This window comes from Paenibacillus sp. OAS669 (genome assembly GCF_014873645.1).
GTDB classification, from domain to species: domain Bacteria; phylum Bacillota; class Bacilli; order Paenibacillales; family NBRC-103111; genus Paenibacillus_S; species Paenibacillus_S vulneris.
In genome coordinates, this window is record NZ_JADBDR010000008.1 from 74,039 (window position 1) to 90,701 (window position 16,663).

Below are 16,663 nucleotides of genomic sequence, written 5' to 3' on the forward strand. Positions count from 1 at the left end.
AGCACCACCTTATGGATTCATCTTTATCAATCTTTTCAGCAGTAGGCCGTCAGTCTCCTTGTTTTCGCCGGTAACAAAGTGATTCATGTAGCGTGAAAGGTATTGGCCATAGCCTGTATCCGTCTGAAGCAGGAGCTCGTCGACATAATGAACGCCATTGGGTATGTTGTCAAGCAGCATGGCGGCAAGTGCTCCGTATATCCCGCACGCGACCTGAAAATAGGTGGCATTTGTTTTGTAGCTCGCATAAATGGTCTTGTTGTCCATCACATTATACATATAGCGTTCTTTATCTTTATAGACAAGAAGTACGCCGACCAAATCCTCGCCTTCCAGCGCGCCGACCGCAGGATCCAATACTTTATGATTCCAATTCCAAATATCGTCAACCTGATCAAGATGAGTACGAATAGCATTCGTGGTCAATTCATTGACACGATAGATAAAGCCGGTCTCCATATCGAACGCTTTGCCCAAGGTAAGCACCTCTTCGTGGGGCATCAAGCAGCCATGGAACTTTTTGGATCCGAGTGTGACCGCGAACTCAAGGGCATATACATCGTCATATATAAATAGAGGCATGCCGTCCCTTACGAACATCGGATAGTTCAAAATCGCTTCGTCCAGAAAGCATTCGGGAGACCATGTCGAATAAATGGTATGAGGGGTAATCAAGGAAGGATCGAGGTACATGGAATTATCCTGCTCGACGATGTAGCAGGCAAGCGGACGCTCCCCGGGAGCTTGCTCCATCAGCTGCAGCGCCATCCATTGCACGACGCCGGGATTCATGCCGGAGCACACAATGGCCTTGGTATTGGTAAATCGGTTCCTATGCTTTTCGAAATACAAGTAGCGTTCCAGCAGGGTAAACCCTTCAAGCCTCTCATTCTCGTCAACCGAGGTATTCTCTAATGCGGTATTAATGTAGCTGATCCCCAATTCATTGCAGCATTCCAGCATATCAACCGTATCGGCCCAGGAGACGTCAATGACAATGGTCGTTTGCGTATCAATCAAATGCTGCCGCAGCATGTCACCCCGTTGAAGATCAAGCTGATGCAAAGTGACGGAAGGATGTAAATGAGGGATCCATTGCTTGTAGTAATTCAGGTCCCGCTGCTTCTTATCTATGAAATGTAATTTGCTGCTGCGGATCATGGAATGGATAGGATCATCACTTGTTACGTACGCCTTGTCTAATATGGACAGAATGGATTTGGCCACACCCCCGGCGCTTCCCAATATGCTTATAATGGTTTGCATAATCTATCAACTCCTTTCTTTTCTATATTGTATTCATAGAATGAAAGGAGGAACTGATTCAATAATACACAGTCAACCGCATAATTTTTATCTATGGAAAAGTAAATGATAGAATGGAAGAGAGTCTGATTGGAATATTGGATGAAGCAGTGAAGGTACGAAGTATGCGATGGTTCTAATTGATGGATAAATCGTTATCTATGAGGTCCCGCTCTTTTTATTACACAGTTTGTCAGAATGATTGATTTTATCTTTGCGTAAATTACGATATTCTTCAATGTACGTTACTTTGGGGTTACGGCGTTTGCCGCGGGAGCGGATATAGCCGGGCAAATACAGTACGGCGGACAGCAACGCAAGAAATAACAATACAGCAAGATCCGTATTCATAAGGAACACCTTCCCAGGTTTGGAATGGAACCGCTACATGATCGAGTCCATTGTAACACAGGGATTGTTTATAATGGAAATGCATAATAAATATAATTGCTTATGCATATAGAGAATAAGATTTGTTGTAAAGGTATGGAGCTAGAGATCTGAATAGATCTTTTTTCTTCCACTGAAACTGTGGCTAAACACAGGGCCGCGTCGAAAAAAGTGATCTAATGATTATTCCTCGGCTGGGGTATAGCTAGAAAAAAAGAGCGTTTCCAAGTACAATTGAACGACAGGCAGCGAAGGCGCAGCAGTCATAGAGCAAAGACTCTTGGCTGCTGCGCATATTTTCGTCCTGCCAACGTATTAGTAAGGGTATGTATGCATGGTGATCAGGTAAATCAGCAATGAGGAGGCGGATATTAAAATGAAAGAGCATGCAAAACAGACGGCGTTAAGATATGTCCGAGCCGTACAGCAATATGCCGACTTCATGATGGATAAAGCTCGTGACCGGTATGGTGCCGAAGCAACTCCGCTCTTTGCCGATGGAATTCACTCGGAAACCTATGAGCCGGTGCAATGGCTGTCGGGAGGCGAGACATGGATAGTATCCAATCTGGCCAATCAGCAAAACTGGCTTAGGACATTGGACGGACTCAGTGAATTGACGGGAGATTCGCGTTACCGGAATGCAACTGAAAGCGCTGTCCGTTATGCGTTCGACCATCTCCGTTATGGCCGTCTGATGTGCTGGGGAGGCCATATGGCGTTTGATCTGCAAAGCAAGCGGCAGGTATTTGCAGCGGACAAGGGACCGCAGCACGAATTGAAATGCCATTACCCCTACTATGAGCTGATGAACCGTGTGGACCCGGAAGAGACGGCATCGTATATCGAGGCCTTGTGGGAAGGGCATGTTGCCGACTGGAGCAATCTTGAATTCAGCCGACATGGTCAACCTGTAGAGAACAACGGGCATACGCGGGGAGCTTCTTCTGTCTGGGAGCATGAATATGACAACAATTCCCCGGTATTTTTTACGGGCAAGGGTTTAACGTTCATAAATGCGGGAAGTGATCTATATTATGCCGCTGCTTTGCTGCATCGCTTCAGTGGTGATGAAAGGCCGCTGGCTTGGGCTAAACGGCTAGCCTATCGGTATGTAGAAACGAGGAACCCCCAGACGGGTCTCGGCGGCTACCAGTTCAGCATTTCGGTACTGCCCGGTGTGCGGGGAGACCGCGCAATCGACCAATTCGGGGAACAGCTGAAAGAGCATGCTCCCATCGAGGCTACGTTAACTACAGCCAACCAAGCGCACACCATCATTGGGGAGGCCGCCTTGTGCCGGATGTCCCTGTCGGAGGCTCTCGGGGATGCAGGACGGGATTTTCTGGACTGGGCTGTTCAAGATTTAGCGGCCTATGGTCAACATGCGTATGACCCTTCGGACAATACTGTTCACCCCATGCTAACCAACGGCACGAGATTGACGGGATTGGTGATGGAGAAGTCCGGTTACTATGGGCGGGAAGGACAGCAGCTCCAGGCTCACAAGGCCGATTACCTGCTGCTCTGGTCTTATGTAACGGGTTATCGCCTGTCCGGCCGCGAAGAGCTGTGGACCGTTGCGAGAAGCATGGCGAAAGGCATCGGCTTTGGTGATATCGGAGAATCCGCACGGGCGGTGCCTTTCCTGAATATGGAGACGGCTTGTACCCATCCTCATGGAATCTTCGTCATGCTGGAGCTGTTCAAGACGACACACCAGCGTAAATTTTTGCAGCTTGCGCAAAGAATCGGCGACCGCCTGCTGCTGCACCGCAGTCACAGAGGCTTGTTCATGGCAAGTGCAGATCATGAGTATGCCAAGCTGGACGCATTGGAGCCGTTGGCACTTCTTCATCTTGCGGCCGAGCTTCAGGGAGTGCGCGGCCGAATGCCGGTGTATTGCGGAGGCAGACCCTTCTTTGCCGCAGCCTATGACGGGCAGGGACATATGACGGACAATACCTTCTTGTACGCCAGAGTGAAGAACCGGGCCGTACAATAAAGGAAGGACCCGGCGGCGTGCCTTTTCTTTTGTACTTTAAAGCAGCGCCTGAAACTGGTATCATGATAAGAGGATACATAAAAAAGGAGATGACTGGAAAATGTCAGTAGGCATTTTAGCACACAATGTAGGAACGCTTCCCTACGCGGAACTGGCGGCCAAGGTCGCCTCGTATCAATATAAATATGTACAGCTTGCCTTATCCAAAGCCATTTCGGACGTGGATTGCAGCTTGGGCAAGCTGAGTCCCGGATTGGCCAACAGCATCGCTGAGGCCTTCGATCGAAACGGAGTGAAGATTCCGGTGCTGGGCTGCTATGTCAGCTTGATCGAGCTGGATGATACCGCATTCAGACATAATGTGGACCGGTTCAAGGAGCATCTGCGCATGGCCAAGCATTTCGGAACGGCGATCGTGGCTACGGAAACCGGCGTTCCTGATACGGATCAATACGACCGTTACGCCAAACGGCTTCGATCCGCCGTGGAGGAGCTTGTGGAGGAAGCGGAGAAGTGGGGAGCCTTCATCGGCCTGGAGGCCGCAAATCGCCACTTGATCGGCTCTGCTCCACAATTGGCCGAGCTGATCGACGAGATTCCGTCGTCCAATATCGGAGTCGTTATCGATCCGGTAAACCTGATGACCCAAGAGAACTTCGAGCGTCAGCATGAGGTCATGCAGGAAGCATTCCGGCTTTTGGGCAATCGTGTCGTCAGCGTTCATGCCAAGGATATGAGGCTGAATGCTTCCGGGAAGCTAGAGACCGTAGCTGCAGGCAGAGGGATGCTGGATTACGGCATGTTCATGGATCTGGTTCGTCTGCATAAACCGCTGGTACATATGACGCTGGAAGGCGTAGATATGGATAGCATGGATTTCTCCCGTGACTATGTGCTGCGTCACCGGGCGGGGGTATAAGCATCCATGACGATGGACAAAGCCGCTCCGGCAACCTCGAGGCCGAATGCCTTCTTGAATCGGTTGTATGCAGAGAATACAGGCCGCCATGTGTCCTTTTTCGGAACGGGAGCAGCACGTGAGCATCGAAGACCGTTCATGAGGGAGAAGCTGAAGGAACTGCTTGGCCTATTGCCAGGGCAGTCCGCGGAGCTTCAGCCCGTCGTGCTGGAAACGGCGGATTGCGGAGAGTATACCCGGGAACGGGTAGCGTTCTCGACCTACGACGATTTAACGATGCTTGCCTATGTTCTGGTGCCCAAGGGAGAGATCGTCAATGGCCAAGGCAAGCGGCCCGCCGTGCTGGCTGTTCACGGACATGGCTTCGGCAGCAAAGAAGTGGTCGGGCTGACTCACGATGGCAGGGTTAACACGGGGAATCCGAATCTGTGCAAGCATTTTGCGATCTCCCTCGTACAAAGGGGCTTTGTCGTCATTGCCCCGGAGCTACTCGGCTTTGGCGACCGCCGAATGGAGCAGGACGCTGCTCTGGAGCCTGGCGCCAACTCCTGCTTCAGACTGGCTTCGTCGCTCATGATGATGGGACAATCGTTAGCGGGTGTCCGGGTTTATGAGCTGCATCGAACGCTGGATTACGCCCAATCTAGAGAAGACATCGATCCCGAGCGTATCGGATGCATGGGAATGTCGGGCGGAGGAATGGTGACGGCATTGGCGTCGGCCATCGATGAGAGGATCGGGGCTACCGTCATCAGCGGCTATGCAAATAGGTTCAGGACCAGCATTATGGATCGCAATCACTGTCTGGACAACTATGTCCCGGGCATGCTGGAATACGGAGAGATGCCGGAGTGGATCGGTTTGATTGCCCCAAGGCCGCTTTTTATTGAATCGGGGACCGGAGACACTGTATTTCCTATCAGAGGCTCGCATGAAGCTATAGAAGCACTGCAGAAGATATACGACGATGCAGGCGCTGCGGCCCATTTCGGGTATGAGATTTTTGAAGGGAAGCATGAAATATCCGGAGCACGATCTTATGATTGGCTGGAATCGAATCTGGGGCTTTAGCGGCTGTCATTTTACTATTTTATAAGTAATTTTAGAGCTTGAACCAAGGTCTTGCCGTTATGTTAACGGCCGGGCCTTTTTTCATCAGAATTAGTAAGATCCCCCGAGGTCATCGCTAATATGCTCCACAAAGTACCTAAATCAGCTTCGAAGCCAAGGAAAGGAATGGTTCCCCAAGCTGGAGCATGAATTGACGTTGAAGATCAACATACATAACTGCGGGAATCCGAGGTGATTGTACAGAACTCTTCTTTTTTTCCGCCGTAATGCATAAGCTTTAACGTACATGCCCTGGATGTCTGATTCATGGCGACAAGCTCTGCGTACGTTAGGGGGATGCCGGATGCTGGTGCTTAGACGAAGATGGAGAAGCAGTCCTACGGGCACAAAAAAGCTTAAACGCAATATGCTGCTGCTTCTTCTCATTATCGTGTTATTGACGGTGCAGTCGTTCGTATATATCGAGAAAAACCTGAGGCCGCCCTTGGTCAACCTGGCAAAGGTCAGAATCAAGCAAATGGCTACGCAGGCGATTAATAAAGCCATTTCGGACCGGATTGCGCGAGGAACAAACTTTGAAAAGCTTATTGACTGGCGCACGGACAAGAATGGCAAGACCACCGGCTTCATGCTGAATTACGCGGAGCATATGCGGATCACGGCGGAGACGATTGAGACCGTACAGGGCCAGCTTTCCCAGCTTCAGGCGATTCCGGAGCATATCCCGCTCGGGCAGGCAATGAACAGCTCGATTATCGCTTCCTTCGGTCCCAACATCCCGGTAAGACTCGTCCCTGCAGGCAATGTAAAGGTGGATTTGAATACAAGATACCAGAATGCCGGTATTAATATGATCCTCGTGGAGGTTTATATTCATATTACAGCGGAAGTCAGCGTCATAATACCTTTTGATTCGGAGCCGGAGGTCGTTGAGACGGAGGTGCCGGTCTCGTATGCGCTGATTGTGGGTGATGTACCGACGTATTATTTTGATGGAAAAGGCAACTCAACCGGTGCCAACACGCCTCCGCCTAATCTGTCATTACCGCGGATCAATGCTCAGCAATCGAAGAACGGTGTGGAATCCGGGGCTCATGGGAGCACCTCTGCCGAAGCCTTGCCCAAATAATAATCAAACCGACCTGTCATTTTGCGGGGTCGGTTTTTTTCGGCTATCTGTGGAAAAAAAGACCGCCATTCTGCACTTCTGCAAGAAAGAGGGTCTTGTAAGCTCATTTCTTTTTCCGCATGCGTTCCTCACGCTCCCACTTCCGTAAATGCGGATACGGATCAAAAGACCATTCGGTCAAGCCGTTATCGCGGTACATGCCGTAATGCAAATGCGGCGGAAACTTGCCGGACGTACCGGGTTTGCCGTATCCGGAGCTGCCAACCCATCCGATAACTTGACCGGGGGCGACGATATCCCCTTTTTTGACTTCCTTGTTAAAACCGGACAAATGCGCGTAGTAATGGTAGACATTATTTAGATCCCGGATTCCTACCCGCCATCCTCCATAGGGGTTCCAGCCCATTTCCTCAATGAACCCGTAAGCCGCGCTGCGGACGGGAACGCCGTACCCTGCAAACAAGTCGGTTCCTTCGTGGATCCGGTATCCGCCCCAGCCGCGGCTGGCCCCCCACGTACTGCGATAGGAATAGTCCGCATTGGGAGGAAGAACAAACGCATGCTCATGCAGATCCAGCGTGTCATACTTGCTGTAAATTTTAGCAAACTCCTGGATTCGATCTACGCTCCGTGTATTTTGATAATATTCCCACAGTCCGATACGAAGATCTTCTTCAACTGATCCATGCTTCAGCAGAAGACTTGCCATGGAATAGAGGAGGTCCTGATCGTTTTTTCGATCTGCTTTCCCGTCTCCGGAGCCGTCTCTGCCAATTCCGTTAAACAGAGCGATGGTCCCTTCATTCGTATCCTCGTGATCCGGGTTCATCATGCCGCACCATTGAAGCTCAGTAAAATGAATTCCTATGAGTCCGCTGCTGCTATGGGGCCGTTTGCGGGCTAAATTGATCGTACGTTCATATTGATCGATAGCCGCCAGGTAGTACCATGGAATACCGGTCACAGCACTCATTTTGTCAAATAAATCTTTCCGGTCAGCAAAAACCGCCTTCATACTATTGCTGTCCTTTCCCGGTTTGGGAGCTTTGGCTGCCGGGGCTGCCGCTGATGGAGCCGTTCCAAGGAACAAACTGCTGCACAAAGCTACTATGAGGATAGGATTCATCCATCTCGCTGCCATAAGCGTTTAACCTCCACAATTGGTCGTATGACTTTACAGTCCCTTCATCAGTTAGTCATAGGATGTGACGAGTCTAAGCATTTTATCCAAGAGAAGGGTGAAGCTGACGAGGAACAATTTATTTTCAGCGGACACATTTTTTGTTATAATGATGGAATTTATAAGCATCTACATAGGTTTTGGAGGGATGAGCGTGGGGTTTCAACATAGGGATGAACATATAGATGACGGAATGCTGCTGCTTCAGGCCAATATCGACGACATGAATCCCGAGCTGTGCTCCTATATCGGTGAGCTGCTTTTTGAAGCGGGTGCTAACGATGTATATTGGATACCGATTATCATGAAAAAAGGCCGTCCTGGCGTGATGCTTAACGTCTTGACGGATGAGAAGCAGCTGGATCGGCTGGAAGAGGTTATTTTTCGCGAGACGACAACCATTGGACTGCGGTATATGAGGGCGTCCTGCCATCGTTTAGGCAGAGAATTCAGGCAAGTGACAACGCCATGGGGGCCGATTCATGTAAAAGTCGGCTATCATAAAGGACAAATGGTTCAGTTCGCGCCGGAATTTAAGGAGTGCGAGCTCGCGGCAAGGACGCATAGCGTACCGCTAAAGCAAGTGTATGATGAGGTCAGGCGCCAATTTTTGAATCAGGAAAAATAGAGAAAAAATAAACCGCCCAATTGGGCGGTTTGGATTTTACAATTATTGTTTCACGCAGGAGGAGTTAACTCCGCAGTCCCCTTGCGTTGAATGCTCATGCTCGGGTAACAGCCCGTGATCGTGGTGATGATCATCGGAGTGGCCGTGGTCATGATCGTGTGAATGTCCATGGTCATGATCATGGTGATGGTGATCGTGAGAATGCTTATGGTCGTGATCATGGTGATGATGATCGTGAGAATGCCCATGGTCGTGATCGTGGTGATGGTGATCGTGAGAATGCCCGTGGTCGTGGTCATGATGATGATGGTGATGATCATGCTCGTGTTGATGCTCGGCGACAGGCTGAATACTCTCGATCTGGAATTTATGCACGAACGGGTCGGCCTTCCCGATAACAACCCGGAGCACATTCGGCTGGTTCGGTAAATCGCGGGTTCCCGCGCCATAACCGATAGACTCGACGATCATTGGGGGATAGCCCTTCGCGAATTCATCCACCAGCCCCGAAATGATTCCGGCGCCTGTCGGTGTTGTCATTTCTACAGCATAGGAGGTCGGAGCGATCGGAAGCCCCCGCATCATTTCGAGAGTAGCCGGGGCGGGAACCGGATAAATTCCGTGATCGCAGCGCACCGTACCCGATCCCAACGGGACAGGGGATGAGTAAATCTTCTCCACGTCCAGAGAGTCCATAGCCAGGGCAACTCCGATCACATCCACGATGGAGTCCATAGCACCTACCTCATGGAAGTGTACTCGTTCAACAGGAATATCATGAATTTTCGCTTCGGCGACGCCGATTTTTTCAAATATGGCCAAGCTCAGCTTAACAACCCGCTCATTAAAGCCGGCGTTAAGGATATGTCTTACAATCTCGGAATAATGGCGGTGATGGGACGGAGCTGTTTCAGGATCCAGGACGACATCCATCTTAAGGGCGGAGATGCCCTTTTTATTGACACGCTTCCACTCCAAAGTAAACGGCTCGATATCCAGCTTACGCAGCTCGTCCTCGATATAATCGCGGTCTGCTCCGGCATCCACCAAGGCTGCCAAGGTCATGTCGCCGCTGATACCGGAGAAACAATCCAAATAGGCAATTTTCATCGTTTAATCCCTCTTTATACTAATTTTATGTATCAGAGCCGCGTTATACCCGGCCCCGAAGCCGTTATCGATGTTGACCACCGAAACGCCGGATGAGCAGGAGTTCAGCATGGCCAGCAGCGCGGCCAGCCCCTGAAAGCTGGCGCCGTACCCGACGCTTGTCGGCACTGCAATGACCGGCTTGGAGACCAGACCTCCAACCACGCTGGTCAAGGCGCCCTCCATACCCGCGGCAACGACGATGGCGGTTGCGTCGCGGATGACATCCAGCCTGCGGAACAGACGGTGAATTCCGGCTACTCCCACATCGAATATGCGCTCTACGCGGCATCCCATAATCTCTGCAGTCAATGCCGCTTCTTCGGCGACCGGAAGATCGGATGTTCCCGCACAGACGACAGCAATGTAGCCCTTGCCTTCAGGCTTGCGGGCCGCTTCCGAGCCGTACCAGGTCAATACGCGGGCTATCGGGTTGTAGGTTACGCTGTTAAGCTTGCTTTGAACATAATCCGCCTTATCCTGGCTGATTCTTGTGGCAAGCACGCGATCCGACTGCTGCATCAAGCGTTCAAAAATAACGGCAACTTGCTCCGCCGTCTTGCCTTCGCCGTAAATAACCTCCGGAAAGCCTGTTCGTCTCTCGCGGTCCAGATCCAGCGTAGCAAAGCCCAGATCGTCGACACGACCGTTTGGAGAGGACTGATTCATGATTTCATCCAGATGCCGTTGTGCTTCAGAGACATCAAGATCACCGGTACGTACAAGCTTGAGTATCGATTCAACATTTATCATAAAAAACGCATTCCCCCGAATATGATTTGAACTGAAATAGCTGGCATAATGTCTCTCTTAGTGTATCACAAATAAAATGGAAAGTGGATTGTTCTGACGTTCGTTGATATAATAGCTTCAAAGAGATTGGACAATGAACTAGAAAGCAGGGACAGAACCATGTCTACTCGTCAAATAGAGCGTAAACCGGACTGGCTTAAAATTAAGCTGACGACCGGAGATAATTTTAAAGAACTAAAAAATATGATGCGCGGCAAAACGCTGCACACGGTGTGTGAAGAAGCGAAGTGCCCGAATATTCATGAATGCTGGGCTAACCGTACGGCGACCTTTATGATCCTGGGGGACATCTGTACGCGGGCATGCCGGTTTTGTGCGGTGAAGACCGGTCTTCCGACCGAGCTGGATCTTCAGGAACCGGAACGGGTTGCCGAAGCGGTTGAGCAGATGGGTCTTCAGCATGCCGTCGTCACTTCCGTTGCAAGGGATGATTTGGCGGACGGCGGAGCTTCAATATTTGCGGCCATGATTGCGGCCATTCGCAAGCGCTCTCCTCTGTGCAGTGTAGAGGTGCTCATTCCCGACTTTTTGGGCAGCGAATCCTCTCTTCGTACAGTTCTGGAAGCCAAGCCGGATATTTTGAATCATAATATCGAGACGGTGGAGAGGCTTTCCGATAAAGTTCGTGCACGGGCAAAATACCGCCGGTCATTGGAGCTGCTTCAGCGGTCCAAGCAAATGGCGCCGCAAATTCCTACCAAATCGAGCATTATGCTGGGTGTCGGTGAGGAATGGGATGAAATTTTGCAGACGATGGACGATCTTAGAGAGGTTCAATGCGATATTATGACGATTGGTCAATATTTGCAGCCGTCGCTGAATCATTTGCCGGTTATCAAATATTATCCTCCGGAGCAATTCGCAGAATTGAAGGAAGAGGGAATGAAGAGGGGCTTCAGCCACGTCGAGTCGGGTCCGATGGTGCGCAGCTCTTACCATGCGCATGAGCAAGTGAAATCCGCTCGGCAGGCGTAAACCGTACGGCTGCCCCGGACGAACCCGGTCATCATTATTACTTTATCTATCCGGGGACAACGGCGAAGGGAATGATCATCTGCCTGAACAGCTTGCAGTTTTTCACCGGACTCTTAGGAGGGACCCAATTTAGTGATCCATATAGCCAATAAAACGTACGAAGTGGTAGTTGACCATAAAAACGGCTGGAAGCCGGATGCATTCCGCGATCGTTACAGCGAGGTGCTGGAGCGATATGATTTTATTGTCGGTGACTGGGGCTACAACCAGCTGCGTCTGCGCGGTTTCTTTAAGGATACGCATCCGAAGGCAACCAAAGAGACCTCTATAGCAACCTTGCAGGATTATCTGAATGAGTACTGCAATTTTGGCTGTGCTTATTTTATTATCGAGAAAATCCCGAATAAGCACCAAGCGAATCAGCCTCAGGAGTCCGCGGAGCAGTCGGAGCCGGATTTGCAAGAGAGTGCGGCCTCCGAACAGCCTCATAACACGGAGCCTAAAGAGCCTGCATCGAACCGGGAGCCGCAGAAGGAGGCTCAACAGCCTCAACAAGCTCAGAATCATCATCCGCAGCCTCGACGGAACCAGCATCCGAACCAACAGAACAGAGAGGCAAACCATAATCATCATTCAAGACCGCGTAACCATCATAACAAGCAAGGTCATCCGTCCAAGCAAGGCCAGCAAGGCCAGCAGCATGTAAAGCAGCAGTAAAATGAAATTAAAGAGCCAGTCCGTCAGGATTGGCTCTTTTTGTATGCAGCAAGAGAAAAAGCCCTGACCAGTAGGTCAAGGCCTTCTTTCTTGGATCGGCTCGTAGCCGATAAATGCTTCACGTACACGGCTCCAGAAGGGAAACGGACGGAAACGCGCAAATTTCACTTTTTTTCCGGCGGCAACCATACTGCGAATCGAGATAATATCGTTTCTCTGCATAATGACGTGATCAAGCGAGAGCAGGATCGTTTGATGGCTCCGCGGATAAATGTCGCAGTGATGATGCTTGGGCAGCAGGATCGGAGATCCCAGCGTCCGGAAAACCCTGTTATTGATAGATGCGATTTCGGCTATCTGGATGGCATCCAGCGACGGATGTACGATGGCTCCGCCCAAGCTTTTGTTATAAGCCGTGCTGCCAGGCGGCGTCGAAATACAAATACCGTCTCCCCGGAATGTCTCGAACGGCTCGTCGTTAATATGAAGCTCGGCCATCAGGGTCACATCTACACCCTTTAACGTAAATTCGTTAAGGGCTAATTGCGTTTCAATCCCTTGAGCGGTTGTAATTTGAATCTCAACGAGCGGGTATTTGACGACACGAAGGTCGTTGAGTCTGGAGCTCTCGATCATCATATCGGCAAGCAGCTCCACTTCATCGGGCTTCCAATCGGCAAAAAAACCGAGCCGGCCTGTATGGATGCCGACGAACGCGATGGTTTCCAGTTGGTCCTTGTATTGATGGAACGCATGGAGCATCGTTCCGTCTCCGCCGATAGACAGCACGACATCAGGCGTCTCCTCGTCATGGATCAATCCATGCGGTTCTACGAGCCTGTGGAAGGTTTGCATTAATTGGAAGGACACTTCATCGCCGCGATGTACTACGTTATATTTCAAATGAATATCCTCCTAAGGGTTTTCTATAAGAAAACCTAACTTCGAAAGCATGGGCTGGGTTTCCGAAGGAAAACCGCCCTCATTAGCATACCATGTTACTCCTCGGATCGCGAGCAGTATTCATCGATCTGATGGGTCAAGCTCTCCGGCACATCGCGGAATTCAACGGCAATACGGTATGAATCATTGCTGAAATTCGTCACACGGACAATTTCACCGTTAATGACAAATTTGTTCGGATGATCGGGCAGCACGAAGCTAAGCTCCAGGAACAACGGATAAAAAATTCTCGTATTCGTAATAAACGAAAGCCCGCCCGCAGAAATATCCTGAATTTGTCCGGAAAAAGCGATCCCTTGATGGGTCGAAGCTTTGCGGACTCCAATAATACGGCAAGTAAGGGGCGTCCTTACCGGGAGATGGATACGTTGGAACCGGCGATTTTGAAACGTGCTTAAATCTTGAGGTGCTGATAGCGTTAAGGAACAAACGTTTCGTTTGGTTTCGACGTGAAGCAGATCGACAAAGGCGTAATAAAGAATACCCCGTTCACGGAACGAGAATTCGATAAAGCACACGTGGTGCAATTTTTCCAATGGATTCATCGAGTGAAATTCCATCGTGGCAACCAGCTGCTGTTCATCGACCTTTTGCAGAACGAAGCTGTCTTCATAGCAGAACGGCATGCCTTCTTTGGTCTCACCGACAATGATAAGATTGCAGCTCATACGCGGTACAATCATTTCGAAAGATAAAGCTTGGTTCCAATTCATAGGATCACCATTATGTAATAGTAGTAAACATTACTTCCATAATAATCAATATTGACAGATAACACAATGCCGGAGAACCGGAAAAGGCAAATCGCCCCCAACTAAAGACCTAAATGGCCTTTAATAGGGAGCGATTCGTTCACAAAGTTGTCACCAAAGGAACTTCGAAGGAGGTAGCGAAATTAGGGCTTACCGGGTGAACCCGAACGGAGAAATGGGCTCTATGGCGCAGATGAGAGGGGATAACGGCCCTGTATTGAATGGTTCGTTCCTCTAGTTCTTTGGTCGGCTCCATAGCCACTACGACCTGGTGCCATCCGTCCGGACGTTCCTCGTAGTATACGAGCTCCACACGGGTATCCTTATACCACACAGGACCAAACCTTACGGTAGCGGTAACTTCCTTGAACTGTTGGCGGGAATCGGTTAACGGGGACTTGGCTTCCGCTGTCTTATTCACGTTATCGTTCACTTCCAGGATGCGGACATAATGCCAGTTGGCAAAAATAAACTGCTTGAAATCCGCTACTTTGGTCGCCATATCGTAATCCTCGGCCAAGAAGGCCAGTGTCCTTTTTAACGAAGGGATGTACGTATGATTCGTATAATCCATTACCATCCGGTCCGTATTGTAGACAGGAGCCAGAGTTTGGATGGAGCGCTTCATCCGGGCCAACCACTGATGAGGGAGCTTTCCCTGATTGTAATAGAGGGGGACGATTTCCTGCTCCAGCTTCCGGTAGATCGATTCCGTATTTTCCCGTTCCTGGGTTTGCCAATCGGCATCGTTATTGGCATCGATGCTCCAGCCGTTGCTGCCGTCGTAGCCTTCTTCCCACCAGCCGTCCAGCACGCTGAAGTTAATAACGCCGTTCAGGGCGGCTTTCTGCCCGCTGGTCCCGCTCGCTTCATAAGGTCTGCGAGGGTTGTTCAGCCACACGTCAACGCCTTGAACCAAATAACGGGCCAAGTTCATATCGTAATTTTCCAAAAGGACGATTTTTCCACGGAACCGGTCCATTTGAGATACGCGATAAATTTCTTTGATCATTTCCTGACCGGGGTGATCGGCAGGATGGGCTTTGCCTGCGAACAAAAGCTGAACGGGACGATCAGGATCATTGATCAAGCGATCCAAGCGGTCCAAGTCATTAAAGATCAGATTCGCTCTTTTGTAGGTAGCGAACCTGCGGGCAAATCCAATGGTCAGCACCTGAGGGTTCAAGAGGCCGCGAACTTCCTCAACCTTATCGGCAGGCAGGTCGTTGCGTCTCCGCTGCTCCCGAAGGTTGGCCCTGGCCAGGCGAATCAGCTTCTCCTTCAGGTGCATATGAACTTCCCATAAGGATTCTGAAGGAATCAAATCAAGGGATCGCCATAAATCGGTATTTGTCTGGTTTCGAAGCCAGGTTCCCGGCATGAAGCGGTTGTACAGCTCCTTAAGCTCAGGCGCCAGCCAGGTGCTCAAATGCACACCGTTCGTGATGTGCCCGATAGGCACTTCCTTCTCGCCGATATTGCCGTGAAAAGAGCGGAACATATTCCTGGACACCTGACCATGGAGCTTGCTGACTCCGTTGCGGAGAGCCGCCGTATTCAAGGCCAAATGCGTCATGTTGAACAGGGGCTTCGAACTCTCCAGCCCAAGCTTCATCCAAGCATGTTTATGCTCCTTCCAGCGGGAAAATAAAAAGCTGAAATAATAATCCACCATAGGCAGAGGAAATGCATCATGCCCGGCAGGAACCGGTGTATGCGTAGTAAAGACGGAGCTCGCGCGAATGACTTCAACCGCCACATGAAAAGGAATTCCGGCCTCAAGCTGCTCCTGAATCCGTTCTATAGCCTGGAAAGCGGCATGCCCTTCATTAATGTGATACACCGCGGTAGGCACCTTGAGCGCCCTTAGTACCTTTACGCCGCCCATTCCGAGCAAGATCTCCTGCGCGATGCGGACATCCTGATTGCCTCCGTACAGCTGACCGGTCAGATCCCGGTCCCATGGACTGTTGCCTTCGATATCCGCATCGAGCAAATAGTTTATATTCCGGCCGACAAGCACCTGCCATACCTGCAGCTTGACTATTCGATCCGCAAGAGGGACCTCAATCATCAGCGTCTCCCCATGGTCGTTCAGGACCGGGAGGATGGGGAGCTTGGAGAAATCGTAGGATAGCGCATCCGATTGCTGTCTGCCTTCCGCATCGATTTTTTGATTAAAATACCCTTTCTTGTACAGCAGTCCGATACCCACAAGAGGAATCCCCAGATCACTTGCGGATTTGCAATGGTCTCCGGCCAATACCCCGAGACCGCCCGAGTAGATAGGAAGCGATTCATGGAAGCCGAATTCGGCGGATAAGTACGCAATCTTATAGGAAACGAAATCAGGATACGTCTTCTGGAACCAGGTCTGTTCGTTGCAATAGTCATCCCATTGCTGAATAACCCGATCATAATGATGGATAAAGTCCTCATCATGAATCAACGCTTCCCATACCTCCGGCTCGGTTTCCATGAGCAAACGAACGGGATTATGCACGAATTGGTCCCAACGATTCCGGTCTGTTCGGGCAAACAGCTCAAGCGCCTCGGAATTCCAGCTAAACCACAGGTTGTAGGCTATTTCCGGCAATCGCTCTATGGCTTTGGGCAGCTTCAAATCCGCATAAGGAAATTTCGTATTCATGAGAACCACCATCCTTT

Annotated in this window: 15 protein-coding genes; 7 read left to right on the plus strand and 8 right to left on the minus strand. The window is 50.3% G+C overall.

Annotation, left to right across the window (positions count from 1 at the left end; translation table 11 throughout):
* Positions 1 to 9 precede the first annotated feature (9 nt).
* Together GGC63_RS18540 and GGC63_RS18545 are read right to left on the minus strand one after the other, a co-directional pair.
* Positions 10 to 1,266, minus strand: a complete 1,257-nt coding sequence (locus tag GGC63_RS18540; protein ID WP_192703563.1) for a saccharopine dehydrogenase NADP-binding domain-containing protein — start codon at positions 1,264 to 1,266, stop codon at positions 10 to 12.
* A gap of 198 nt (positions 1,267 to 1,464) precedes the next feature.
* The gene (locus GGC63_RS18545; protein WP_192703564.1) at positions 1,465 to 1,656 is read right to left on the minus strand and encodes a hypothetical protein; all 192 of its coding nucleotides are present in this window, start codon (positions 1,654 to 1,656) and stop codon (positions 1,465 to 1,467) included.
* Positions 1,657 to 2,071: 415 nt separating this feature from the next.
* Here GGC63_RS18545 and GGC63_RS18550 point away from each other — a divergent pair, with 415 nt between their 5' ends.
* The 4 genes from GGC63_RS18550 to yunB all read left to right on the plus strand — a co-directional run bounded on the left by GGC63_RS18550 (position 2,072) and on the right by yunB (position 6,819).
* Complete coding sequence (locus GGC63_RS18550) at positions 2,072 to 3,700, plus strand: hypothetical protein (protein ID WP_192703565.1); 1,629 nt, start codon at positions 2,072 to 2,074, stop codon at positions 3,698 to 3,700.
* Between the two features lie 100 nt (positions 3,701 to 3,800).
* Positions 3,801 to 4,619 carry a sugar phosphate isomerase/epimerase family protein gene (locus tag GGC63_RS18555; RefSeq protein ID WP_192703566.1) on the plus strand — a complete coding sequence of 273 codons (819 nt, stop codon included), beginning with the start codon at positions 3,801 to 3,803 and terminating at the stop codon, positions 4,617 to 4,619.
* A gap of 6 nt (positions 4,620 to 4,625) precedes the next feature.
* Positions 4,626 to 5,690 (plus strand): dienelactone hydrolase family protein, encoded by a 1,065-nt coding sequence (locus GGC63_RS18560; protein ID WP_225948318.1) that lies wholly within the window; start codon positions 4,626 to 4,628, stop codon positions 5,688 to 5,690.
* Positions 5,691 to 6,033: 343 nt separating this feature from the next.
* A complete protein-coding gene (gene yunB, locus GGC63_RS18565; RefSeq protein ID WP_225948319.1) occupies positions 6,034 to 6,819 on the plus strand; it encodes a sporulation protein YunB in 786 nt (261 codons plus the stop codon).
* A gap of 103 nt (positions 6,820 to 6,922) precedes the next feature.
* Here yunB and GGC63_RS18570 read toward each other — a convergent pair whose 3' ends face one another.
* Positions 6,923 to 7,960 carry a M23 family metallopeptidase gene (locus GGC63_RS18570; protein WP_192703567.1) on the minus strand — a complete coding sequence of 346 codons (1,038 nt, stop codon included), beginning with the start codon at positions 7,958 to 7,960 and terminating at the stop codon, positions 6,923 to 6,925.
* Between the two features lie 193 nt (positions 7,961 to 8,153).
* Here GGC63_RS18570 and larC (GGC63_RS18575) point away from each other — a divergent pair, with 193 nt between their 5' ends.
* The gene (larC, locus tag GGC63_RS18575; protein WP_079912851.1) at positions 8,154 to 8,627 is read left to right on the plus strand and encodes a nickel insertion protein; all 474 of its coding nucleotides are present in this window, start codon (positions 8,154 to 8,156) and stop codon (positions 8,625 to 8,627) included.
* A 42-nt stretch (positions 8,628 to 8,669) separates the two neighbouring features.
* Here the strand turns inward: larC (GGC63_RS18575) and larC (GGC63_RS18580) are convergent, their stop codons facing one another.
* Together larC (GGC63_RS18580) and larB are read right to left on the minus strand one after the other, a co-directional pair.
* Positions 8,670 to 9,737, minus strand: coding sequence for a nickel pincer cofactor biosynthesis protein LarC (larC, locus tag GGC63_RS18580; protein WP_192703568.1), 1,068 nt, complete (start codon positions 9,735 to 9,737; stop codon positions 8,670 to 8,672).
* Between the two features lie 3 nt (positions 9,738 to 9,740).
* Positions 9,741 to 10,529, minus strand: a complete 789-nt coding sequence (gene larB / locus GGC63_RS18585) for a nickel pincer cofactor biosynthesis protein LarB (RefSeq protein WP_192703569.1) — start codon at positions 10,527 to 10,529, stop codon at positions 9,741 to 9,743.
* A 126-nt stretch (positions 10,530 to 10,655) separates the two neighbouring features.
* Between larB and lipA the strand changes: the two genes are divergently transcribed.
* Both lipA and GGC63_RS34525 read left to right on the plus strand, forming a co-directional pair.
* Positions 10,656 to 11,564 (plus strand): lipoyl synthase, encoded by a 909-nt coding sequence (gene lipA / locus GGC63_RS18590; RefSeq protein ID WP_225948320.1) that lies wholly within the window; start codon positions 10,656 to 10,658, stop codon positions 11,562 to 11,564.
* Positions 11,565 to 11,696: 132 nt separating this feature from the next.
* Complete coding sequence (locus tag GGC63_RS34525) at positions 11,697 to 12,281, plus strand: YutD family protein (RefSeq protein ID WP_318781080.1); 585 nt, start codon at positions 11,697 to 11,699, stop codon at positions 12,279 to 12,281.
* A gap of 75 nt (positions 12,282 to 12,356) precedes the next feature.
* Here GGC63_RS34525 and GGC63_RS18600 read toward each other — a convergent pair whose 3' ends face one another.
* The 3 genes from GGC63_RS18600 to glgP form a co-directional block, all read right to left on the minus strand.
* Positions 12,357 to 13,184: an NAD kinase gene (locus GGC63_RS18600; RefSeq protein WP_192703571.1), complete on the minus strand. Its 828-nt coding sequence runs from the start codon at positions 13,182 to 13,184 to the stop codon at positions 12,357 to 12,359.
* 95 nt (positions 13,185 to 13,279) lie between these two features.
* A complete protein-coding gene (locus GGC63_RS18605; protein WP_192703572.1) occupies positions 13,280 to 13,957 on the minus strand; it encodes a flagellar brake protein in 678 nt (225 codons plus the stop codon).
* A gap of 139 nt (positions 13,958 to 14,096) precedes the next feature.
* Positions 14,097 to 16,646, minus strand: a complete 2,550-nt coding sequence (glgP, locus tag GGC63_RS18610) for an alpha-glucan family phosphorylase (protein ID WP_192703573.1) — start codon at positions 16,644 to 16,646, stop codon at positions 14,097 to 14,099.
* Positions 16,647 to 16,663 lie beyond the last annotated feature (17 nt).